General features: G+C 65.0%; 19 protein-coding genes. 7 read left to right on the forward strand and 12 right to left on the reverse strand.

The window, feature by feature from the left end; genetic code table 11:
- Window positions 1-643: 643 nt before the first annotated feature.
- The 4 genes from A9974_RS01625 to A9974_RS01640 form a co-directional block, all read right to left on the reverse strand.
- Entirely contained in the window at window positions 644-1,234 is a 591-nt protein-coding gene (locus A9974_RS01625; RefSeq protein ID WP_183002449.1) for a TetR/AcrR family transcriptional regulator, read from the reverse strand.
- A gap of 125 nt (window positions 1,235-1,359) precedes the next feature.
- On the reverse strand, window positions 1,360-1,665 hold the full coding sequence (locus tag A9974_RS01630; RefSeq protein ID WP_183002450.1) for a DUF4148 domain-containing protein: 306 nt from the start codon (window positions 1,663-1,665) through the stop codon (window positions 1,360-1,362).
- Between the two features lie 782 nt (window positions 1,666-2,447).
- On the reverse strand, window positions 2,448-2,972 hold the full coding sequence (gene ssb / locus A9974_RS01635) for a single-stranded DNA-binding protein (protein WP_183002451.1): 525 nt from the start codon (window positions 2,970-2,972) through the stop codon (window positions 2,448-2,450).
- A gap of 290 nt (window positions 2,973-3,262) precedes the next feature.
- A complete protein-coding gene (locus A9974_RS01640; protein ID WP_183002452.1) occupies window positions 3,263-4,447 on the reverse strand; it encodes an MFS transporter in 1,185 nt (394 codons plus the stop codon).
- 179 nt (window positions 4,448-4,626) lie between these two features.
- Here A9974_RS01640 and uvrA point away from each other — a divergent pair, with 179 nt between their 5' ends.
- Together uvrA and A9974_RS01650 are read left to right on the forward strand one after the other, a co-directional pair.
- Window positions 4,627-7,482, forward strand: coding sequence for an excinuclease ABC subunit UvrA (gene uvrA / locus A9974_RS01645; RefSeq protein ID WP_370539560.1), 2,856 nt, complete (start codon window positions 4,627-4,629; stop codon window positions 7,480-7,482).
- 29 nt (window positions 7,483-7,511) lie between these two features.
- A complete protein-coding gene (locus A9974_RS01650) occupies window positions 7,512-8,174 on the forward strand; it encodes a glutathione S-transferase family protein (RefSeq protein WP_183002453.1) in 663 nt (220 codons plus the stop codon).
- Between the two features lie 41 nt (window positions 8,175-8,215).
- Here A9974_RS01650 and A9974_RS01655 read toward each other — a convergent pair whose 3' ends face one another.
- Genes A9974_RS01655 through A9974_RS01665 form a run of 3 tightly spaced genes read right to left on the reverse strand, consistent with a single transcriptional unit; the run spans window position 8,216 to window position 11,081 of the window.
- Complete coding sequence (locus A9974_RS01655) at window positions 8,216-9,343, reverse strand: deoxyguanosinetriphosphate triphosphohydrolase (protein ID WP_183002562.1); 1,128 nt, start codon at window positions 9,341-9,343, stop codon at window positions 8,216-8,218.
- 23 nt (window positions 9,344-9,366) lie between these two features.
- Window positions 9,367-10,443: a 3-dehydroquinate synthase gene (gene aroB, locus A9974_RS01660; RefSeq protein ID WP_183002454.1), complete on the reverse strand. Its 1,077-nt coding sequence runs from the start codon at window positions 10,441-10,443 to the stop codon at window positions 9,367-9,369.
- Window positions 10,440-11,081, reverse strand: a complete 642-nt coding sequence (locus A9974_RS01665; RefSeq protein WP_183002563.1) for a shikimate kinase — start codon at window positions 11,079-11,081, stop codon at window positions 10,440-10,442. The genes aroB and A9974_RS01665 overlap by 4 nt, the downstream gene beginning before the upstream one ends.
- A gap of 115 nt (window positions 11,082-11,196) precedes the next feature.
- Here A9974_RS01665 and A9974_RS01670 point away from each other — a divergent pair, with 115 nt between their 5' ends.
- Window positions 11,197-13,644 carry a penicillin-binding protein 1A gene (locus A9974_RS01670; protein ID WP_183002455.1) on the forward strand — a complete coding sequence of 816 codons (2,448 nt, stop codon included), beginning with the start codon at window positions 11,197-11,199 and terminating at the stop codon, window positions 13,642-13,644.
- Between the two features lie 47 nt (window positions 13,645-13,691).
- Here the strand turns inward: A9974_RS01670 and cyaY are convergent, their stop codons facing one another.
- Window positions 13,692-14,021 (reverse strand): iron donor protein CyaY, encoded by a 330-nt coding sequence (cyaY, locus tag A9974_RS01675; RefSeq protein ID WP_025136314.1) that lies wholly within the window; start codon window positions 14,019-14,021, stop codon window positions 13,692-13,694.
- Between the two features lie 55 nt (window positions 14,022-14,076).
- Between cyaY and A9974_RS29365 the strand changes: the two genes are divergently transcribed.
- Entirely contained in the window at window positions 14,077-14,244 is a 168-nt protein-coding gene (locus tag A9974_RS29365; RefSeq protein WP_255467974.1) for a lipoprotein, read from the forward strand.
- Window positions 14,241-15,533, forward strand: a complete 1,293-nt coding sequence (gene lysA, locus A9974_RS01685) for a diaminopimelate decarboxylase (RefSeq protein ID WP_183002458.1) — start codon at window positions 14,241-14,243, stop codon at window positions 15,531-15,533. The genes A9974_RS29365 and lysA overlap by 4 nt, the downstream gene beginning before the upstream one ends.
- Before the next feature lie 74 nt (window positions 15,534-15,607).
- Here the strand turns inward: lysA and ccsB are convergent, their stop codons facing one another.
- From ccsB to A9974_RS01700, 3 genes are all read right to left on the reverse strand, one after another.
- The gene (ccsB, locus tag A9974_RS01690; RefSeq protein WP_183002564.1) at window positions 15,608-16,942 is read right to left on the reverse strand and encodes a c-type cytochrome biogenesis protein CcsB; all 1,335 of its coding nucleotides are present in this window, start codon (window positions 16,940-16,942) and stop codon (window positions 15,608-15,610) included.
- Window positions 16,943-16,989: 47 nt separating this feature from the next.
- Window positions 16,990-19,068 carry a cytochrome c biogenesis protein ResB gene (locus A9974_RS01695; RefSeq protein WP_183002459.1) on the reverse strand — a complete coding sequence of 693 codons (2,079 nt, stop codon included), beginning with the start codon at window positions 19,066-19,068 and terminating at the stop codon, window positions 16,990-16,992.
- A 118-nt stretch (window positions 19,069-19,186) separates the two neighbouring features.
- Complete coding sequence (locus tag A9974_RS01700; protein ID WP_183002460.1) at window positions 19,187-19,888, reverse strand: cytochrome c; 702 nt, start codon at window positions 19,886-19,888, stop codon at window positions 19,187-19,189.
- A 232-nt stretch (window positions 19,889-20,120) separates the two neighbouring features.
- Here A9974_RS01700 and yihA point away from each other — a divergent pair, with 232 nt between their 5' ends.
- Together yihA and hemB are read left to right on the forward strand one after the other, a co-directional pair.
- Entirely contained in the window at window positions 20,121-20,744 is a 624-nt protein-coding gene (gene yihA / locus A9974_RS01705; protein ID WP_183002461.1) for a ribosome biogenesis GTP-binding protein YihA/YsxC, read from the forward strand.
- Window positions 20,741-21,757 carry a porphobilinogen synthase gene (hemB, locus tag A9974_RS01710; RefSeq protein ID WP_183002462.1) on the forward strand — a complete coding sequence of 339 codons (1,017 nt, stop codon included), beginning with the start codon at window positions 20,741-20,743 and terminating at the stop codon, window positions 21,755-21,757. Before yihA ends, hemB begins: the two co-directional genes overlap by 4 nt.
- Here hemB and A9974_RS01715 read toward each other — a convergent pair.
- Window positions 21,754-22,605 carry a DMT family transporter gene (locus A9974_RS01715; RefSeq protein ID WP_183002565.1) on the reverse strand — a complete coding sequence of 284 codons (852 nt, stop codon included), beginning with the start codon at window positions 22,603-22,605 and terminating at the stop codon, window positions 21,754-21,756. The genes hemB and A9974_RS01715 overlap by 4 nt on opposite strands.
- Between the last annotated feature and the right edge of the window lie 65 nt (window positions 22,606-22,670).

The raw sequence follows: 22,670 nt of genomic DNA on the forward strand, positions 1-22,670 counted from the left end.
CCTCTATGCGCTATGTCCACTTTCGCTCGCGCTGGTGGCCGCTTGTTGGATCGCGCCTGCTGCGGCGCAAACGGCGGGCGCCGGCGGAGGCCGCCGTTTGCGCCGCAGCAGGCGCGATCCAACAAGCGGCCACCAGCGCGAGCGAAAGTGGACATAGCGCATAGAGGCGAGTCCGTGACGGTTCTTGTCGAAAATGCCGATTGTCCCGAGATCCCTCGAGACATTGAATGGTTGCTCCCCGCATCGCATTCCTTCCCATGTATGTTGTTTGTCTTGTACGGTCCGCAGACGCAGGGCCACTCTTCCTGGAACCGAGAGGAAATCTGGCTCCTGGCATCGGGCCATGCGCGAAACGCAACGGCAACGAGCTCGGTATGGCTATTCTGATTCGCCGAGCACTCGCAGCGTCTGGTTTATTGATACCGCAGATCGGCGGGCCCCAGCAAGGAAAAATGATTCCCGATCAGAGCCTGCGTAATAAGAGGCCCAGACGCTGGGGCGACAACGTTGAACCGAGGTTGCGACGCGATACTGGCGATCCGTCCAAGATGCACACGCCGTTGAACCTCCACATTTCCGCGGCGCAATGACAACGGCCGCAAGCTTGCGCATTGCGGCCGTGGCAAAAAAACACGCGGATCGATCAGGCTGCCGGCTTATCCTGGCACTCGACGTACAAGGCGCTGATCGCCTCGCACAGGGCCGGCGGCGCCTGGAACAGCCGCGACACCAGCATGCAACCCTGTACCGTGGCAAACACCGCCCGGCCGGCCGCGTCGGCGCTGCCCGAGAATTTCAACGTGCCTTCTTCGGCGCCTTGGGCCAGCACCCGGGCCAGCCACACCTCATGCGCCCGGAAGAACCCCTGCAATGCGCCGCGCACGCGGTCGGGCAGGGTCATCACTTCGGCGGCCAGCATGCCGCCCAGGCACAGTTCACCGTGGCCACAGGCCTTCGATTCCATCATCGACAGATAGGCTTCGAGCTGGGCGTGGGCCGGTTGGGTGGTATCGATATTGCGCACCGACGCCAAAGCGCGGGCGCTATAGGCTTCGACGGCCTCGTAAAGCAGGTCGTCCTTGCCGGGAAAATAGTAGTGGATGCTGGACGTCTTTACGCCCACGTGTTCAGCCAGATCACGATAGCTGAAGCCGTTGCAGCCGCGCGTGCGAATCAGCTTCTCGGCATGCGCCAGCAGCTGGTCGCGAGTGGTGTTGGGAGTCGGAGTGTCCATGGCTGAATATTACCTACTAATAGATCGGTTCGTCATCGGCGGGTTTGCCCCGAGCCGGAACAACCGTGCGGACTCCGGCCGGGAAAGATCCCGCCCCCCGGAGTCCGCATAGCTCGCCATCAACCTCAGCCTTGAACGGGCGGGTAGTCCAGTTCGCCGCTTTCGGTCAGGCCTTGGGCGCGGGCAGTAGCCAGTTCCTGCTTCACTTGGGCGCGGCTCTTGTCGCCGGCGCTGGCAAAGGCGGTGGCGGCATAGCCTTCTTCGCCGGAAGCCAATTCACCGTTGGCACGGGCGGCAGCCAGTTCTTGCTGCACCTGGGCACGGGTCACCGTGCTTTGGGTGTTCGCGGCGGGCGGGTAGTCCAGTTCGCCGGCTTGGGCGGCGCCGATGAACGAGGCGGACAGGATCAGGGCGGATACGAGGGTCTTCATGATGGATCTCCAGATAACGATGCTTGGTTCGGTTCAGTTAAACTATCTACTTATAGGTAGATAACAAGACAAATAAAAAGGGGGACTACTGTATTTCTGGTTTGGGGCGACGCCGCGGTATTGCTGGGTTTGCTGCGTCGATGGATGAATCTTACCTACTACTAGGTAGACAAGGCAAGAGGCTTTTGTGAAACCAGATATTTCAACGATCCGCCGCTACCGGTAACATCATGGGTCGGTCCTGCTCTTCCGTCGGCTGCGCGGGCAGCGTGTCGTAGATGTGCTGGGCCATGTGATGTTCTCATCGGCAGGGACTCTGGGCTACCCCTGTTAACAAGCTGTGGAAAAGCCTCGAATATCGGTGGGCAAGCTGTGGAGATGCTGTGTGCAGCCTGTGGATAGGTCATTGCCCCAATGCCCGCAAAGCTAGACCAGCTGCGGCTGACCTCCAGCCACTGATCCCAAAATCGAAATTCGATCAGGTGAATTTCCTGGCCGGCGGCACAAGGACTTGCAAGCCTGATCCCAAGCCCCCTGTGCATAACCGGTGGAAAAACCCGGAATATCAGTGGGTAAGCTGTGGACAGGCTGTGCGTAGCCTGTGGACAGAACCTGTAAAGGCGACTTCGGGCCTTTACCTGGGCCACCCCTGCCCTCAAGCGCGGTGCCCCGGCATCCACAAACCCACGTCACATCTACGGCAGGAAACAAAAAAGCCCGGCAAGCACAAGGTTTGCCGGGCTTTTCGATGGCGCGCGGCGAGCGCGCGGGATGCAATCCGATCAGAAGGGAATATCGTCGTCCATGTCGGCCAGGTTGGCGCCGCCGCCGGCGGGCGCCGCTTGCGGGGCGGCCGGGCGTTGCTGGGGCGCCGGGCGCTGGGCCGGGGCGCGTTGCTGCGGCTGGCGCGCGGGCGCGTCGTCGTAGCCGCCACCACCACCGTAGCTGCCGCCACCACCACCGCCGTCTTCGCGGCCGCCCAGCATCTGCATCTGGTCAGCGACGACTTCGGTGCTGTAACGGTCGGCGCCGGTGTCCTTGTCTTGCCACTTGCGAGTCTTCAGGCGGCCTTCGATGTAGACCGAGCGGCCCTTCTTCAGGTATTCGCCGGCGATTTCGGCCAGGCGGTTATACATGACGACCCGGTGCCATTCGGTTTCTTCGCGCTTCTCGCCGCTGGCCTTGTCCTTCCAGGACGAGGTGGTGGCGATGGACATATTGCAGATTGCGGCCCCTTCGGGGCTGTAGCGGACTTCCGGGTCGCGACCCAGATTGCCCACGAGAATGACTTTGTTAACCGATGCCATGCCGTTGTCCCTCTGTTGTTGACAGCCTGCGCCGCACGTTGCCGCGGACACGCCGGCAACAACATAAATAGCGATGTTGAAGACCGGCTTCATGAAACTCGCCGGTCATCATAGCGATGACCGGCGATGCCGGTGAAGCCCTAAATTGGGTTCTATTATCGACGAAAAGCGTCCGCCACGCCAAACGGCAATGGTGACAAACCCATCCACCTTGGGAAACGATTTCAGCGCTGTTGGGCACCGTTGGCGGCGCGATCCGCGACTTTCCGCGTCCTGCAGGCCCCCTGGGATTACGCCAGCGGTTTAAGCGCCCAGGTAACGGCCAGCCAGACGGCGGCCAGCACGGCGGCGCCGATGAAGACCGCGCCCGCGCCGGAATGCGAGGCGACCCAGCCACCCAGCGCCCCGCCCGTGAACAGGCCAGCGGCCTGCGCGGTGTTGTAAAACCCCAGCGCCAGCCCCTTGTAGGCTTGCGGCGCCACCCGCGACACCAGCGACGGCTGCAACGCTTCCAGCACATTGAAGGCCACGAAAAAGCCGGTCAAGGCTGCCGCCAGGGTGAAAAAGCCATGGCTGGCCGCCGGCAGCAGCGCGCACACCAACACCAGTCCGGCCACCGCGCCCCGCAGGGCGCCGCGGTGCGCGCGGCGCTTCTCGGCCACGAACACCACCGGCACCATCAGCACGAACGACACCAGGATGACGGGCAGGTAGACCTTCCAGAGCTCGCGGGCGTCCAGGCCGCCGACCTTGGCCAGCAGCGCGGGCACCACGACGAACAGCGACACTTGGATCAGGTGCAGCACGAACACGCCGAAGTTCAGCCGCAGCAGGTCGCGATGCGTCAGCACCTGGCGCGGACTGGCGGCCTGCATGCTGCGGGCCTGGGTGCGCGGCACCACCGGCACGACCCAGCGCGCCACGCCCAGGCAGATCACGCCCAGACAGGCGATGGTCCAGAACAGGCCCGACAGGCCCCACCAGCCCACCAGCACCGGCGACAGCACCAGCGATACGGCGAAGGACAGCCCGATCGACCCGCCCACCATGGCCATGGCGCGGGTACGCACCTCGTCGCGGGTAGCATCGGCCAGCCAAGCCGTCACGGCGGCCGAAATGGCGCCGGCGCCCTGGATGGCCCGGCCAATGGTGATCCAGAACACATCCGTGGCCTGGGCGCAGACGATGCTGCCCGCCACGAACAGCAGCAGGCCGAAAATCACCACGGGCCGGCGGCCCCAGCGATCGGAAGCCAGGCCGAACGGAATCTGCATGAAAGCCTGGGTCAGGCCGTACATGCCCAGCGCCAGGCCCACGCGCGCAGGGTCATTGCCCCCAGGCAGGCCGCTGGCGGCGACAGCAAAAACGGGCAACAACAGGAACAACCCCAGCATCCGCGCGGCAAACAAGCCAGCCAGCGCCACGCTGGCGCGCCGCTCGGACGGGGTCAATTTCAGTTTGGTATCTGCCGGCATGCGGAAATTTCAACGATGACGAGGGCCGTGCGCGCAGAGGGGTGTCATGCGCTTGCGGTCTGATCCTGGGCGCCGGGTCCGCATCAGGCGATCTTGACGAACGCCCCCGTACGGGGGAGGACTCGGCGCGCTATAGTACCAAGTTGGCCTTTGCAACCGCTTAAAAGAGCCTGATAGACGTGACCATACGCATTCGGGGTGCCCGCACCCACAATCTCAAGAACGTCTCGCTGGATCTGCCGCGCCACAAGCTGGTGGTGGTAACGGGCCTGTCCGGCTCGGGCAAATCCTCGCTGGCGTTCGACACGCTCTACGCGGAAGGGCAGCGGCGCTACGTCGAAAGCCTTTCGGCCTATGCGCGCCAGTTCCTGCAACTGATGGACAAGCCCGACGTGGACCTGATCGAAGGCCTGTCGCCGGCGATCTCCATCGAGCAAAAGGCCGCGGGGCACAATCCGCGCTCCACGGTCGGCACCATCACCGAGATCCACGACTACCTGCGGCTGCTGTATGCGCGGGTGGGCACGCCCTACTGCCCGGACCACGGCCTGCCATTGCAGGCGCAAAGCGTCAGCCAGATGGTGGACGCGGTGCTGTCCTGGCCGGCCGAAGCCCGGCTGGCGGTGCTGGCCCCCATCGCCCGCGGCAAGAAAGGCAGCTTCGAGGACGAATGCGCCAGCCTGCAAGCGCAAGGCTACGTGCGGCTGCGCGTCGACGGGCAGATGACCGAAATCGACGGCATGGCGCCGCTGAAGAAAACCGAAAAGCACGACATCGATGTCGTGATCGACCGCCTGCGCATCAAGCCGGAAAGCAAGCAGCGCCTGGCCGAAAGCTTCGAAACCGCCCTGCAGCTGGCCGACGGCCGCGCGCTGGCGCTGGACATGGACAACGGCCGCGAACAGGTCTTTTCCAGCCGCTATGCCTGCCCCGTCTGCAGCCACAGCCTGCCGGAACTGGAGCCGCGCCTGTTCAGCTTCAACAATCCGATGGGCGCCTGCCCTAGCTGCGACGGCATCGGCCAGGTCGGGTTTTTCGATCCCAAGCGCGTGGTCGCGTTCCCCGAACTCAGCCTGGCGGCCGGTGCCATCCGCGGCTGGGACCGCCGCAACGCCTTCACCCACTCGCTCTTGACCAGCCTGGCCGCGCATTACGAATTCGATATCGACGCCCCCTTCGAAGAGCTGCCCGAGGCGCTCCGCGACAAGGTGCTGTACGGCTCGGGCGAAGAGGAAATCTCGTTCCTCTACCTGAACGAAAAGGGCCGCAGCACGGTCAAGCGCCATACCTTCGAAGGCGTGATCCCGAACCTGGAGCGCCGCTGGCGTGAAACCGATTCGGCCACGGTGCGCGAAGAACTCGGCAAGTACCGCAACATCAAGACCTGCCCCGACTGCGGCGGTTCGCGCCTGCGGCCCGAAGCCCGCAACGTGCTGATCGGCCACGACCCGCGCGGCGGCGAACGCCATGGCCAGGCCATCTACGAAGTCGAGGCCATGCCGCTGTCGACCTGCCTGGCGTGGTTTCGCGACCTGACCCTGACCGGCGCCAAACAGGAAATCGCCCAGCGCATCGTGCGCGAAATCGAAGCGCGCCTGAGCTTCCTGAACAACGTCGGCCTGAACTACCTGTCGCTGGACCGCAGCGCCGACACCATCTCGGGCGGCGAAGCGCAGCGCATCCGCCTGGCCAGCCAGATCGGTTCGGGCCTGACCGGCGTCATGTATGTGCTGGACGAGCCCTCCATCGGCCTGCACCAGCGCGACAACGACCGCCTCATCGGCACCCTGCAACACCTGCGTGACCTGGGCAACAGCGTCATCGTGGTCGAGCACGACGAAGACATGATCCGCATGGCCGACTGGGTCGTGGACATGGGCCCCGGCGCCGGCGAACACGGCGGCGAAGTCGTGGCGCAAGGCGACCCCGACACCGTGCAGCGCGATCCCAATTCGCTCACGGGCCAGTACCTCAGCGGCAAGCGCGCCATCGCCATTCCGCCGCGGCGCCCGGTCAACGACGAACTGCCCTGGCTGACCCTCACCGGGGCCAGCGGCAACAACCTGAAGAACGTCGACCTGAGCCTGCCCGCCGGCCGGCTGATCTGCGTCACGGGCGTGTCGGGCTCGGGCAAGTCCACCTTGATCAACGACACGCTGGCCGTGGCGGTGTCGCGCCAGCTGCATCACGCGCAAAGTGAACCCGCGCCCTACGTGTCGATGCAGGGGCTGGAGAACTTCGACAAGATCATCAGCGTGGACCAAAGCCCCATCGGCCGCACGCCGCGCAGCAACCCGGCGACCTACACCGGCCTGTTCACGCCGATCCGTGAACTGTTCGCCGGCGTGCCCGAGGCGCGCACCCGCGGTTACGATCCTGGCCGCTTCAGCTTCAACGTCAAGGGCGGCCGCTGCGAAGCCTGCCAGGGCGACGGCGTGGTCAAGGTGGAAATGCACTTCCTGCCCGACATGTACGTGCCCTGCGACGTCTGCCACGGCAAGCGCTACAACCGCGAAACCCTCGAAATCCGCTATCGCGGCCGCAACATCAGCGAAGTGCTGGACCTGACGGTCGAGCAGGCGCTGGAGTATTTCGAATCGGTGCCTGCCATCTCGCGCAAGCTGCACACGCTGATCGACGTCGGCCTGTCCTATATCCGGCTGGGCCAAAGCGCCACTACCCTGTCGGGCGGCGAAGCGCAGCGCGTGAAGCTGTCTCAGGAACTGTCGCGTCGCAGCACCGGCCGCACGCTGTATATCCTGGACGAACCCACCACCGGCCTGCACTTCCGCGACATCGAACTGCTGCTACAAGTACTGAACCAACTGGTGGACAGCGGCAATACCGTGCTGATCATCGAACACAATCTGGACGTCATCAAAACCGCCGATTGGCTGGTCGACATGGGCCCCGAAGGCGGCGACGGCGGGGGCCGCGTGGTGGCGCAAGGCACGCCGGAAGACGTGGCGGCGGCGCCGGACAGCCACACCGGCCACTATCTGGGCAAGCTGTTGCGCCGCACGCCCGGCGGGTAGACAGCGCACCATCCATAAGGGGAATCGGCATGTACACCTTGATCATCGGCAACAAGAACTATTCGTCGTGGTCCCTGCGTCCCTGGCTCGCCCTGCGCGCCACCGGCGTCGAATTCACCGAGCAAAAACTTGGCCTGTTTACGGACGAATTCGCGCGCAGCCTGGGGCCGCTCACCCCCGCCGGTTTGGTGCCCGTGCTGCTGGATGGTGAATTCGCGGTCTGGGATTCGCTGGCCATCTGCGAATACGTGGCCGAGCAGCGCCCCGAGTCGCGCCTGTGGCCGCAGGCGGCGCGGGCCCGCGCCAGGGCCCGCTCGCTGGCCGCCCAGATGCACAGCGGCTTTGGCGCGTTGCGCCAGGCGCTGCCCATGAACATCGAGGCGCATCTGCCCGGCATCGACATCCCCGACGCTGCCCGGCAGGACATCTCGCGCATGCACGCCATCTGGCAGGACACGCGCGCCGAATTCGGCCAGGGCGGCCCGTTCCTGTTTGGCGCGTTCTCGATCGCCGACGCGTTCTTCGCGCCAGTCGTGTCGCGTTTCACCACCTACGGCATCGCCGCCGCGGGTCCGGTGCGCGACTACATGGACGCGGTGCTGGCGCTGCCGGCCATGCAGCAATGGATGCGCGACGCGCGCGCCGAAGCCACCTTCGTCGAAGCGGACGAGCCCTACCGCAAGCATCGCTGACAGCGGCGAGCCGCCCGCCTGGCTTACCGCCAGGGCGGGCGCTAGGCCATGTCGAACAGGCGCTTGTGTTCGCGGATGGCGTAGCGGTCCGTCATGCCGGCGATGTAGTCGGCAATGGCGCGGGCCTGCTCATTGAAAGCCGCGCGGCGGTAGTCCGGCGGCAACAGGCGCGGATCATCCAGGAAAGCGGCGAACAGCTCGCGCACGATGCGCCGCGCCTTGGTGGTCATGCGCAGCACGCGGTAATGCCGGTACAGGTTGTCGAACAGGAATTTCTTCAGCTCGTCGGCTTCGCGCCGGATCCCTTCCGAGAACCCCGCCAACGGCGGCGCGCGCCGCACGTCGTCCACACTGGCCGGCGCAACCTCGCGGATACGCGCAAGCGATGTCTGCGTCAGGTCGGTGATCAGGGTATTGATCATGCGGCGGATGGTCTCGGCCACCGCCCGGCGCGAGGCCAGGCCCGGATAGCGCTCCAGCACCTGGGCGTGATGGCGCTGGAAAATGGAGACGTCCTGCAACTGCTCCAGCGTGATCAGGCCCGACCGCAAGCCATCGTCGATGTCGTGATTGTTGTAGGCCACTTCGTCGGCCAGATTGGCCAGCTGCGCCTCCAGCGAGGGCTGGGTCCGAGACAGGAAGCGTTCGCCCACGTCGCCCAACTGCCGCGCATGGGCCGCCGAGCAATGCTTCAGGATGCCCTCGCGCGTTTCGAAGCACAGATTCAGGCCGTTGAAGTCCGCGTAGCGTTCCTCAAGCTCGTCCACCACGCGCAGGCTCTGCAGATTGTGTTCGAAGCCGCCCGCCTCGGGCGCCAGCTCGCGCATGCAGGCATTGAGTTCGTCCTGCCCCGCATGGCCAAAAGGCGTGTGGCCCAGGTCATGGGCCAGCGAAATGGCTTCGGTCAGGTCTTCGGACAGCCCCAGGCTGCGTGCCAGCGTGCGCGCGATCTGCGCCACTTCCAGGCTGTGCGTCAGCCGGGTGCGGAACAGATCACCCTCGTGGTTCACGAAAACCTGGGTCTTGTACTCCAGCCGCCGGAACGCGCCCGAATGCACGATGCGGTCGCGGTCACGCTGGAATTCGCTGCGGTTTTCCGGCGGCGGCTCGGCGTAGGTCCGGCCGCGCGATCGGGACGGGTCGGATGCATAGGAAGCCAGTTCTTTCATCTGCGACACCGTCACTCCTGCGTTTACTGGGTGGTTCGGGCCAGGACGGCGCGCACGGCGTCTTCTGGCGCTGCCCGCATCATCGCTTCGCCGATGCGGGCCATGAGCACATAGCGGATTTCCCCGCCTTCGGTCTTTTTGTCGACCTGCATCAGGTCCAGCCAGCGGTCGGCGCCCAGGTCCGGGGCTATCGCGGGGCAGCCGATGGCCGTGACCAGGTCGCGCACGCGGCCGACATCGGCGCGCGGAAAGCCCGCCACGTCGGCCGACAGCTCCGCCGCCTGCACCATGCCGCAGCCAACGGCCTCGCCGTGCAGCCAGGCGCCGTAGCCCAGGCCGGCCTCGATGGCATGGCCGAAGGTATGGCCCAGGTTCAGGATCGCGCGCAGGCCGGACTCGCGTTCGTCCTTGCCCACCACCTGCGCCTTCAGTTCGCACGAACGGCGGATCGCGTAGGCGATGGCCTGGGGGTCCAGATTGCGCAGTTTTTGCGCATTTTCCTCGCACCAGGTCCAGAAGGCCGGATCCAGGATCAGGCCGTATTTGATGACCTCGGCCAGGCCCGCCGAAATTTCGCGCGCCGGCAGCGTGCTCAGCACGTCGGTGTCGATTTCGACGGCCAGCGGCTGGTAGAACGCGCCGATCATGTTCTTGCCCAGCGGATGGTTGACGGCCGTCTTGCCGCCGACCGACGAATCGACCTGCGCCAGCAGGGTCGTGGGCACCTGCACGAAGCGCACGCCGCGCATGTACACCGCCGCCGCGAAACCGGTCATGTCGCCGATCACGCCTCCGCCCAGCGCCACCAGCACGCAACGGCGGTCCAGGCGATGGGTCAGCAGGGCGTCGAACACCAGGTTCAGCGATTGCCAGTCTTTATAGGATTCCCCGTCGGGCAGCTCGATGCGCAGCACCCGCTTGCCGGTGCGGGCCAGCGCCGCCTCGGCGCGCTCACCGTACAGGGCCGCCACGGTCGGGTTGGTCACGACCGCGATGGCGGTGGCGTCGGCGGGAATGCTCTGGTCCAGGGCGTCCAGGCGGCCCGGGGCGATGCGGATCGGGTACTGGCCGCCCGGGGTATCGACCTCAACAACGTTCATATCTGCTTCTCGAAGGCTTGTAATTGCGGCAACAGCGCCTTGACCAGGGTGTGGATGGGCATGGAGCCGGTTTCCACCACCAGGTCGGCGACTTCTTTATAAAGAGGTTCGCGCAGCGTCATCAGATCGCGCAGTGTGCCGCGGGGATCCGCGGTGGCCAGCAGGGGACGATTGCGGTCGCGGCAGGTGCGGCGGAACAATTCGTCCACGCTGGCCCTCAAATAGACCACGATGCCGCGTTCGTGCAAGCGCAGGCGGTTTTCGGCGGCCAGGATGGCGCCGCCGCCGGTGGCAAGAATTATGTTGCGCCGTTGGGTACACTCTTCCAAAGCGGCGGACTCCCGGCGACGGAAACCGGCCTCGCCCTCGATTTCGAAGATTACCGGCACCCGTACGCCGCAACGCGCCTCGAGCTCATGGTCCAGATCGATAAACTCGCGCCCCAGGGCACGCGCCAGGCCACGGCCGATGGTCGTCTTGCCCGCCCCCATCATCCCGACCAGGAAGACGGGCAGGTCATGCGGCAACGACACGGTCTTGCCTGCGCATTCCGAGGCGCAAGGCAAGTTTTCGGGCGCCTCGCCGGAGGGCGCCAGGTCCGGGTCAGCCTCCGGACATGAGTGAGCGGAAAAGTTCATGACGGCATTATCACATCTGCCGCCAAGTTGCCCGCGCACCACACTGAACTATCTTGTTACAGAAACCGATCCGCCACACTGAGGCGGGACCGGAGATACCCGTAAAATCGCCGCGATGAGCAAGCCCCAGAATTCCTCCAAAAAAGACAAGCCCGCCAATAACGGTTCCCCGATATTGCGATTTTTCGTCAAGACCGGCATCTTCTGTGTCGGCCTGTTCCTGTGCGGCGTCCTGCTGGCGGGCATGGCGCTGGCCCTGGCCTGGCCCAACCTGCCCGACCTGAACGCCATGACGGACTACCGCCCACGGGTGCCGCTGCGCGTCTATACGGCCGACAAGGTGCTCATCGGCGAGTTCGGCGAAGAACGCCGCAACGTGCTGCGTTTCAATGAAATCCCGGACGTCATGAAGTCCGCGGTGCTGGCGGCCGAAGACGACCGCTTCTACCAGCACGGCGGCATCGACTGGACGGGCGTGGTGCGGGCGGGCCTGACTAACCTGATCAACATGTCCAAGACGCAGGGCGCCAGCACGATCACCATGCAGGTGGCGCGCAACTTCTACCTGTCGTCCGAAAAGACCTACTCGCGCAAGTTCTACGAACTGCTGCTGACGTTCAAGATCGAATCCGAGCTCACCAAGGACCAGATCCTCGAGCTCTACATGAACCAGATCTACCTGGGCCACCGCGCCTACGGCTTTGCCGCCGCGTCGCGCACCTATTTCGGCAAGCCGCTGTCGGAAGTGACGCCGGCCGAGGCCGCGATGCTGGCTGGCATCCCCAAGGCCCCCTCGCGCTTCAACCCGATCTCGAACCGCCCCCGCGCCGAACTGCGCCAGCGCTACGTGCTGGGCCGCATGCAGTCGCTGGGCTACCTGACCGAACCTGAGTACAAGCAGGCGATGGCGCAGCAGATCGTCATGAAGTCGGCGGAAGGCACGCCGGCGGGCGGCTATGCCATCCACGGCGAATACGTCGCCGAACTGGCGCGCCAGCTGCTGTTCAATGTCTACCAGGACAACGTCTATTCGCGCGGCATCAACATCTACACCACGGTCCAGTCCAAGGACCAGGAAGCCGCCTACCGCGCCGTGCGCGAAGGCGTGCTGGAATACACCCGCCGCGCGCCCTACCCCGGCCCGGAAGAGCAGCTCGACCTGCCGCCCGGCACCGAGAACAACCCACAGGCCCTGGACGAATTCCTGGACGGCGTGTTCGACAAGTTCAGCGACAGCGGCGACCTGCTGACCGCGCTGGTGCTGTCGGCCAGCCCCACCGAGGTCAAGTTGGCCCGCAGTTCGCGCGAAGTCATCACCGTCACCGACAAGAAGGTGCTGGGCGTGGTGGCGCGCGCGCTCAACGACAAGGCCAAGCCTGAACAGCGCATCAAGCGCGGCTCGGTCGTCTACATCCGCAAGCTGGGCGACAACTGGGAAATCATCAACCTGCCTTCGGTGCAGGCGGCCTTTGTCGCCCTGTCGCCGCAGGACGGCGCCATCCGCGCCATGGTCGGCGGCTTCGATTTCTACCGCGGCAACTTCAACCGCGTGACGCAGGCCTGGCGCCAGCCCGGCTCGAACATCAAGCCGTTCATTTACGCCGCCTCGCTCGAGCGTGGTCTGACGCCGGCCACGCAGATCTCCGACCAGCCTTTCGAGCTGACCGCGGCGCAGACCGGCTCCAAGGCCTGGAACCCGAAGAACTACGGCAACCAGTACGAGCCCATGCTGACGCTGCGCCAGGGCCTGTACAAGTCCAAGAACATGGTCTCGATCCGCATCCTGCAGGCCATCGGCCCGCAGTACGCGCAGGACTACCTGACCCGCTTTGGCTTTGACAAGGCGCGCCAGCCGGCCGTGCTGCCGCTGGCGCTGGGCGCGGGCTCCGTGACCCCGCTGCAACTGGCGGGCGCGTTCTCGGTGTTCGCCAACGGCGGCTATCGCATCACGCCCTACCTGATCGACCGCGTCACCGACAGCAATGGCAAGATCGTGATGCAGTCCAAGCCGGTCGTGGCGGGCGACGCTGCTGCTCGCGCCATCGATCCGCGCACCGCCTGGATCATGGACGACGTGCTGCGCGGCGTGGCCACCTACGGCACTGCCGCCCGCGCCCGCGCGCTGCTCAAGCGCAACGACATCGCCGGCAAGACGGGCACCACCAATGAATCCGTGGACGCCTGGTTCTCGGGCTACACGCCGTCCCTGGTCGCCACCGCCTGGCTGGGCTTTGACCAGCCCAAGTCGCTGGGCTCGCGCGAAACCGGCGGCGGCGTGGCCATGCCGATCTGGGTCGACTACATGCAGGACGTGCTCAAGGGCGTGCCGGAAGAAAAGCCGCGCCCCCGCCCCGACGGCATCATCGTGGAAAACGGCGAATTCTATTTTTCGGAATTCCCGCCCGGACAAGCCGTCGCGCGCCTGGGCCTGCCCCAAGCCGACACCCTGGGCGAATTCCTGAATGGCCTGAACAGCGACAGCGGCGAAGACAACCGCATCAAGGTCGCACCAGGCGTGGGCACGCAGAACGCCCAGCCCTGGTCGCAAAAGATTCCGTTCTGAACGGAAATAAGAAAAGGCCGGCATTGCGCCGGCCTTTTTGCTGAACGCTACAGTCGGATCGTGACGGGCACGCCCGCCGCCGCGGAACAGATCTGGGACAGCGCGTCGGGCAATTTCGGGCCGCCTCGGGTATCGTTCCAGTTCTGGCCGTCATAGCGGTAGTGGAACCCCCCGCTGCGCGCGGCCACCCACAGTTCCTGCATGGCGGCCTGGCTGTTCACCACCACGTGGGTATTGTCTTCGAACACCATGGTCAGCACATTGCCGCTGCGGCTGGTTTCGACGTCGACGTCGAGCGAAGCCGCCCAGTCATCGGCCTGGCTTTCGATGCTTTCCAGCACCTGGTCGATCAACGCAAGAAATTCGGTTTCGGTCATAATCGAGCCTGCAAGAATTACGGAGTTCCCAGTGTTCCAATTGGCATTCAGCCGCATGTCTCTTCGCATTGTAGCCACGCTTATGGCGACCGGCATGGTTGCGGCCTGCGGATACAAGGGTCCTTTGTACATGCCGACCCCTGACGGCAAGCCGCCCCCGCCCTCGCAACGCCAGACTGGGCCCCAGGTACCGCAAATACCGACTGCCCCCACCTTGCCATGACCGCCGCGTTCCCAGTTCCGCCCGAACTGGCCGGGCATCCGTACTTCCAGTACCGCAACAACGTGCTGTACGCCGAAGACGTGCCGCTGGACCATCTGGCCGGAAAACTGGGGACACCGCTCTACGTCTATTCCCGCGCCGCCCTCAGGGCAGCGTGGGACACCTACCGCAGCGCCGTCGGCCAGCGGCCCGTGCTGGTCTGCTACGGCATGAAGGCCAATTCCAACCTGGCCGTCCTGAAGGAATTCGCCCGACTGGGCGCCGGCTTCGACATCGTGTCCGGCGGCGAGCTCAAGCGCGCCCTGACCGTCGGCGCCGACCCGGCCAGGATCGTCTTCTCGGGCGTGGGCAAACAGGCCTGGGAAATGCGCGCGGCCCTCGCGGCCGGCGTCCATTGCTTCAACGTCGAATCCGAGGCCGAGCTGCAACGCCTGTCCGATATTGCCCAGGAAATGGGGCAACGCGCTCGGGTAGCGCTGCGCGTCAACCCGGATGTCGACGCGCAAACCCATCCCTATATCTCCACCGGCCTGAAAGAAAACAAATTCGGCATTGCCATCGGCGTGGCGCTGGATGCGTACCGCAGCGCCCGCCTGCTGCCCGGCCTGGAGATCACCGGCCTGGACTGCCATATCGGTTCGCAGCTGACGGACATCAGCCCCTATCTGGACGCCCTGGAAAAACTGCTCGACCTGGTCGAACAACTGGACGGCATCGGCATCCGCCTGTCGCACCTGGACCTGGGCGGCGGACTGGGCATCCGCTACACCGATGAAACACCGCCTTCACCCAAGGCGCTGCTCGACCAGGTCTTCCAGCGCCTGCAGGCCCGCGGCCAGGATCATCTGCAGGTGGTGCTTGAGCCCGGCCGCTCATTGATCGGCAACGCCGGCGTGCTGCTGACCACCGTCCAGTACCTGAAGCACGCCGAAGCGCGCAACTTTGCCATCGTCGATGCCGCCATGAACGACCTGCTGCGACCGGCGCTGTACGGCGCCTGGCATGGCGTGCACCCCCTGCGGCCACGCGCCGATGATGCCAGCGAGTACGACATCGTCGGCCCGGTCTGCGAAAGCGCCGATTGGCTGGCGCGCCAGCGCGTGCTGGCGTTGGAACAAGGCGATGCGCTGGCGCTGGAATCGGCCGGCGCGTATGGCATGACGATGGCAGGCAACTACAACACGCGCCCACGGGCCGCCGAAGTCATGGTCGACGGCGCCAATTACCACGTGGTGCGCCAACGCGAAACGCTGGACGATCTGCTGCGGGGCGAATCCACCTTGCCATGAAGCCGCCGCACGGCCCCGCCCAGCCATGAAAAAGGCCCCGTTGACGGGGCCTTTTCGTTGGAGCGTCTACCGTGTCAAAGCTGGCCGTAGGAATGCAGGCCCGACAGGAACATGTTCACGCCCAGGAAGGCGAAGCCCGTGATCAGCAGCCCCGTCAGCGCCCAGTAGGCCGCCATGGTGCCGCGCAGGCCCTTGATCAGGCGCATGTGCAGCCACGCCGCATAGTTCAGCCAGACGATCAGCGCCCAGGTTTCCTTGGGATCCCATTGCCAATAGGCGCCCCAGGCATCCGCCGCCCACAGCGCGCCCAGGATGGTTGCCACCGTGAAGAAGGCAAAACCGATCGCGATGGCGCGATACATGATGTCGTCCAGCACTTCCAGCGGCGGCAACGCGGCGGCGATACGGCGCCGGCCCAGCAGGATCGCGCCGACGATCACCGCGCCAATGCCGAAATACAGCATCCAGGTCGCCGACAGGCCGTCAGTGCGGAACACCATCGGTTCGGCGCAAAGCAGCACGCCCAGTACGAATAGCGGCGCCAGCTTCAGCCAGGATGTCGTCTGCCCGTGCTGCTTGACCAAGTAGGCGAAGCCGACCATGGCGGCCAGCGAGAACGTGCCATAGCCGATGAAATTCGCGGGCACGTGCAACTTCATCCACCAGCTCTTGAGCGCCGGCACCAACGGCTGGATCTGCCCCGCGTCGCGCGTGAACGAATACCACAGCAGGAACACCACCGCCGACGTCACGACCAGCAGCACGAAGCCGCCCAGCGCGCGCGTGTTGTACTTGCGCTCGTAGTACAGATAGAACAGCGCCGTGATGAGCGAGAACAGCACGAACACTTCGTACAGGTTGCTGACCGGAATGTGGCCCAGGTCGGGCCCCATCAGGTGGCCTTCGCGCCAGCGCACCAACAGGCCCGTCACGCCCGCGAATACCGCGCCCCAGGTCAGGGCCGTGCCCAGCCAGGCGGCCGTCGGACTGAACACGCCGATCCAGTAGCAGACCATGGCCAGCGCGAACAGCGCGCTCATCCAGAGAATGGCTGACTGCGACGAAAACAAGTACTTCAGGAAGAACACCTGCTCGGCCCGCGCCAGGTCATTGCCGTAGAGCATCAGCGCCAGGCCGGCCGCGATCGCACAGGCGACCATCAGGCGGCGCAAGGGGCGCCACAGCCATCCCAGCCAGGCCAGCGCAGGCACCGTGCCGCACAGGATGATCTTCTCGTAGTAGTCCATGGCGCCGGCATAGCGGGTCAGCGCAAAGCCGGCCCCCACTGCCAGCAGCAGGAAGAAGACGACGTCCGTCCAATCCGGCTTGCCGCGTTGCGCGCGGTTGTCGCCCGTCTCGGACATGCCGTCCTGCCAAAGCGCGTCGGGCGCTGACGCATGCACGGGCATGTCAGGCGTGGGGGAATGCGTGGTGGTCGTCGTGGACATAAGAAACCTTAAGACCCTTTCTGGCGCAGCAGCGCCTGCTTGAAGCGATCAAACTCCTGATTGAAGTCGAGTGTACGCTTCTGGGAAGTCATTGCCGCCAGGATGCCGCTGCCGTTCTCTACCGGCCGGACCCAGATCCAGACCCGGCGATCCCGAATATAGAACATCGAGAACACGCCCAGGACCAGCAGCAGGCTGCCCAGGTAGACCGTGTTCTTGCCGGGGGTGCGGCTCACCTGGAACACGCTGGCCTGGATGTGGTTGAAATCCGCCAGCGAGAAGAACATCGGCGCCGGATAGACGGTCAGGTCCGACAGGGCCGCCACCGCCAGGCGCGACCACACCGCGGCGCGCTCGCCATCGGCGCCCTCGGTGGCCGCCGGCGGCAGTCCGGCCCGTTCACGCTCGATGGCGCGCACTTCGTTCATGCTGGCGCCGATCAGCCGGATCACCACGTCGGCCGCGCGCTCCATGTCGGCAGGCGGGGTGTTGGCCTGCAAGAACGCCGCCACGGCCTGCAGGCCGCCGGACGCGAAGGTTTCCAGGGCGCGCTCGGCCGCTGTCTGCAACGGTTGGCGGTCCGCGCCGGTCGGGCTGTTGCGTTCGGCGAACCGGCGCGCCGCTTCCTGGCGTGCCACGGGGTCCGCCAGGGTGGCGCGCAGCCGCATGAACTCGGCCACCGAGCTGTCATCGTCCGCGGGAATGCGCAGATAGCGGAACGGCTCGGACGCGTTGTTGCGCACGCCGGCCAGGAACACGCTGGCGCCATCGAGCTGCACCGGCAGCATGTAGTTCTGGAATTCGTGCGCCTGGCCGGCATCGTCGATCAGCTTGTATTCGACGCTGGGGCCCACGTTGCGCAGGTTTTCGTTCTTCTTGCCCGCCGCGCTACCCGACACCGACGCCACGTGCTCGGCGAAGCTCTGGTTCGCCCCCTTGGGGTCGCCGCGGGTCAGGTCTTCGACGTTGATGGGACGCAGCGCCGTGATCTCGACGCCCATGGTGCGCGGGCCCTTGCCTGTGTGAGCGGTTACTTCGGCTGTCTTGCCCACGGTGCCGTCGACATTGAAGGTAGCGCTGTCGGCGCCGACCAGCGGATAGCCCTTGAGCACAACCGTGCTGCCGCCGTCATCGAAGCTGGATTGATAGACCGTCATGCCCTTGAAGCGCAGCGGCTCGTTCACCTCGATGGTGGACTCGAACGACTTGCCGGTGTCGGGGTCGGTCACTTCCACTTCGCTGGCAAAGCGGCTGGGCATGCCGGTCGAGTAGTAATCGACCACGAATTTCTTCAACTTCAGGGTGAAGGGCATGGGCTGCACCAGCGCCCCGTCGCCCACCATCACGACCGCCGTGCTGGCCTGGCCGTTTTCCGGCACCAGCACGCTGGCGCGAAAGCTGGGGTTATCCACCGACAGGCGGCCGCTTTCCGGCACTTCGGAAATCAGCATGTTCTCGACGATAGGTTTCTTGCCGCCGAACATGACCTGCAGGCGCACCGGCAGCTCGCTATCGAGCAAGCCGCCGATACAGATAATGACCATCGCGGCGTGGGCAAATACATAACCCAGCCGGTTGGCGCTGCCCTTCTTGGCCGCCAGCAGCACGCCCGTGTTGTCCTGGCGCTCGCGCACCGCGTAGCCCATCCGCTTGAGCAGCGCCGTCAGGCCGGCCGCGGTCTGGGGCACATCGGTGGGCACTTCGGCTTCGACCCGATGCGGAAAGGCCCGCAGGCTGCTGCCGCGCACGTGTTCACGGAACGAGCTGGCCTCGCGCAGCATCTTGGGCGCGTTGCGGATCAGGCAGACCGAGGTCGAAATGACCAGGAACGCCATGATCAGCAGAAACCACCAGCTGTTGTAGACGTGCCAGATGGAGAACTTGTCGAACACTTCGAACCAGAACGGGCCGAACTGGTCGATGTAATTGCTGGACGACCGATTTTGCTGCAGCACCGTCCCCACCAGGCTCGCCACGCAGATGAACATCAGCAGGCTGACGGCGAAACGCATCGAGCCCAGCAGTTCGAACAGGTCGCGGGGCAGGCTGCGCAGGGAAGGACGGGTATGTGTCTGAGTCGAATTCATGAAAAAAGGGGGGCCGCGCTATCGGCTACCCCCCTCGTAGACAGCGCGTAACGGAACCAGGTTCCGTACGCTCAGGTTGCGTAAACGCGGACCAGCCGCGCGCGTTGCCGCTTGGCGGCTACCGCAGGCCAGCCGCGTAATCCGCCACGGCCTTGATGTCGGCATCCGACATCCGATCGGCCACGGCGTGCATCACGTCGTTGGCGCGGTCGCCGCTGCGGAACAGCTTGAGCTGTTCTTCAATGTACAAGGGGAACTGGCCCGACAAGCGGGGGTACTGGCCCGGAATGCCCGCGCCGTTGGCAGAATGGCATGCCGCGCAGGCCGGGACGTTGCGTTCAGGCAAACCGCCGCGCCAGATCTTTTGACCCAGATCAACCAGCTTCTCGTAGCCTGCCGTGGCGGGCTCCTTCAAAGGCTGCTGCGCCAGGTACAGCGCGATGTTCTGCATGTCGGCAGGCGTCAGATTCTGCGCCATGGCGGTCATGGGGGTGGGATTGCCGCCCGCGCCGTTGCGTACGGGCAGCTTGGCACCCGACTTGACCTGGAAATCGGTCAGTTGCTTGACCAGGTATTCGTGGGGTTGCGCGGCCAGGTTGGGATTCACCGGAATGGTGCTGTTGCCCGCCGCGCCATGACAGGAGGCACAGGCAATGATGCCTCGGGAGGCGTCGCCCTGGTCAAACAGCTGTCCGCCCTTGGCGGCATCTGGTTTGGCCGGGCCCGCAGCCCCGTCGGCGGCGAAACTCGTAGTAGATAAGGCGGAGGCGCCGAGCAACAGCCCGCTCGCAACCAACATCCGGGACAGCACACGCTTCATGAAGACCTCGACGAATCGCATCGCTCAAGGCGCAAAAAGGCGCCCACGCCTACCCGCACATCTGGAAAACCGTATCGAACCTGATTTGCCGTTCTGCCTGCCCAGAGAAAGCCGGTTGGTACCGAAATGCCCTCAACAGTAAGCAAAAGAGACGGCTCCGCGCACGGGGACCACTGTTGCAAACGCCGGATTATACAATAGGGCTCGAAACCAACCGTATCCAAAGCCATCCGTGTCCCTCCTACATCGCGCCTCTTTTCTCACGTCGGCAGCTCGCCTCGACCAGTTGCCGCCCGCCGGCGCACCCGAGGTCTGCTTTGTCGGCCGCTCCAACGCGGGCAAATCCACGTCCATCAACGTGTTGTGCAACCAGCGCCGTCTAGCGTTCTCCAGCAAGACGCCGGGCCGCACGCGCCTGATCAACATGTTCGGCTTGCCCGACCCGCTGGACCCGGAAGGCCACATCGGCTACCTCGTCGACCTGCCCGGCTACGGCTATGCGTCCGTTGCCCGCAACGAAAAGGAAAAATGGGCCGACATCCTGGGCGGATACTTGCGCGACCGCGAATCGCTGGTCGGCATCGTGCTGCTCATCGACATCCGCCGCGGCGTCACCGAACTGGATCGCCGTCTGGCCAACTTCATCGCCCCCACCGGACGCCCGGTGCTGGCGCTGCTCACCAAAGCCGACAAACTGCCCTATGGCCAGCGCATGCGCACCGTGTTCTCCGTGCGCAAAGACCTGGCGGACATCGGCGCCCTGCACACCATCCCCTTCTCGGCGCCTGAGCGCATCGGCCTGGAAGAAGCTGGCGCGCATATAGAAAACTGGATTTCTCCCAAGGTCGTACCATGAACCCGCAGATCATTACCCCTGACTTCCCGGTTTCCCGCCCCCGCCGCCTGCGCCGCGACGACTTCACCCGCCGCCTGGTGCGCGAAAACACCCTGACGGTCAATGACCTGATCTACCCGGTCTTCGTGGCCGAAGGCACGGGCCTGAAGCAGCCCGTGGCCTCGCTGCCGGGCGTGGTCCGCTATTCGCTGGACACGCTGCTGCCGGTCGCCGAGGAATGCGTCTCGCTGGGCATCCCGGTACTGTCGCTGTTTCCCGCCATCGATCCCGCGCTCAAGACGCCCGACGGCATCGAAGCCACCAATCCCGACGGCCTGATCCCGCGCGTCGTGCGTGAACTGAAAAAGCGTTTCCCGGAGCTGGGCGTGCTGTGCGACGTGGCGCTGGACCCGTACACCAGCCACGGCCAGGACGGCGTTATCGATGAAAACGGCTATGTCGTCAACGAGCCCACCGTCGAAATCCTCGTCAAGCAGGCGCTCACGCAGGCCGCCGCCGGCGTCGACATGGTCGCCCCCAGCGACATGATGGACGGCCGCATCGGCGCCGTGCGCCGCGCGCTCGAAGCCAACGGCTATATCCACACCCAGATCATGGCGTACTCGGCCAAATACGCCAGCGCCTTCTACGGCCCGTTCCGCGACGCCGTCGGGTCCGCCACCAACCTGGGCAAGTCAAACAAAATGGCTTACCAGATGGATCCGGGCAACCTGGACGAAGCGTTGCGCGAAGTCGCCGCCGACCTGCAGGAAGGCGCCGATATGGTCATGGTCAAGCCCGGCATGCCTTACCTGGACGTGCTGCGCCGCGTGAAGGACACCTTCCGGGTGCCGACCTTCGCCTATCAAGTCAGCGGTGAATACGCGATGATCAAGGCCGCTTCCGCCAATGGCTGGCTGGACCACGACAAGGTCATGATGGAAGCCCTGCTGGCGTTCAAGCGCGCCGGCGCCGACGGCATCCTGACGTACTTCGCCATCGAGGCGGCCAAGCTGCTCAAGAACCGCGACTAGTTGCTGCGACGCAGGCCCAGCCAGGTACCGCTCAAGATACAGGCCAGGCCCGCGACGTGCACCGGCGTCACGTGTTCATCCAGGAACAGCGCGGCGAACAGCAGCCCGAAGATCGGCAGCCAGTTCACGAATAGCGCCGCGCGGCTGATCCCCAGCCGCGCGATGCCCGCATTCCAGAGGATGTTGCTGACGCCCGAGGCAATCACCGCCGAGAACAGCAACACCATCCAAGGCCACCACGTCATGCGCCAGCCCGCCATCTCGTAGGATCCGGGCGTCAAGGCGGCATGCACCACCAGCATCAGGCCGCCGGCCAGATACATGTACCAAAGCATCGCCAGCGGATCCAGCGTGCGCGAAATGCGCTGGATCACCAGCCCGCCGAACACGAACACCGCCACCGCCAGAAATACGACCGCGTCGCCCCAGCCCGTCAGACCCAATTGCGCGCCGCTGCCGATCACCACCATCGCGACGCCGGCCAACCCCAGCAAGGCGCCCGAGATGCGCAGCCACGTGAGCTTTTCGCGGTAGAACAGCGCTGCCAGCAACGCCGACAGCAACGGACTTGTCGCCATCAGGAGCGTGCCGTTGGCGGCCGTTGAAAACTGCAGCCCGTAGACCAGCGCGGTCTGGTGCGCGTACACCACCAGGAAACCGGCCAACGCGACCCAGCCCAGTTCCACGCGGCCCAACTTGGGAATGCGGCCGCGACGGGCCTTGACGATGAGCGTGACGGCAACGAAGGCCACGGCGATCCGTACGGCCGCCAGGGCCCGGATGTCCATGTGTTGCGTCAGGTACTTGATGGAGACGATGTTCAGGCCCCACGTGGCCATGACGAACATCAATTGAAGATAGATCAGACCGGTGCGGTCCTGGCTTGCAGCAACTGTCGATGACGTCACGGGCG

The sequence above is a fragment of the Achromobacter sp. UMC71 genome, from assembly GCF_014170305.1.
GTDB lineage: Bacteria > Pseudomonadota > Gammaproteobacteria > Burkholderiales > Burkholderiaceae_B > Achromobacter.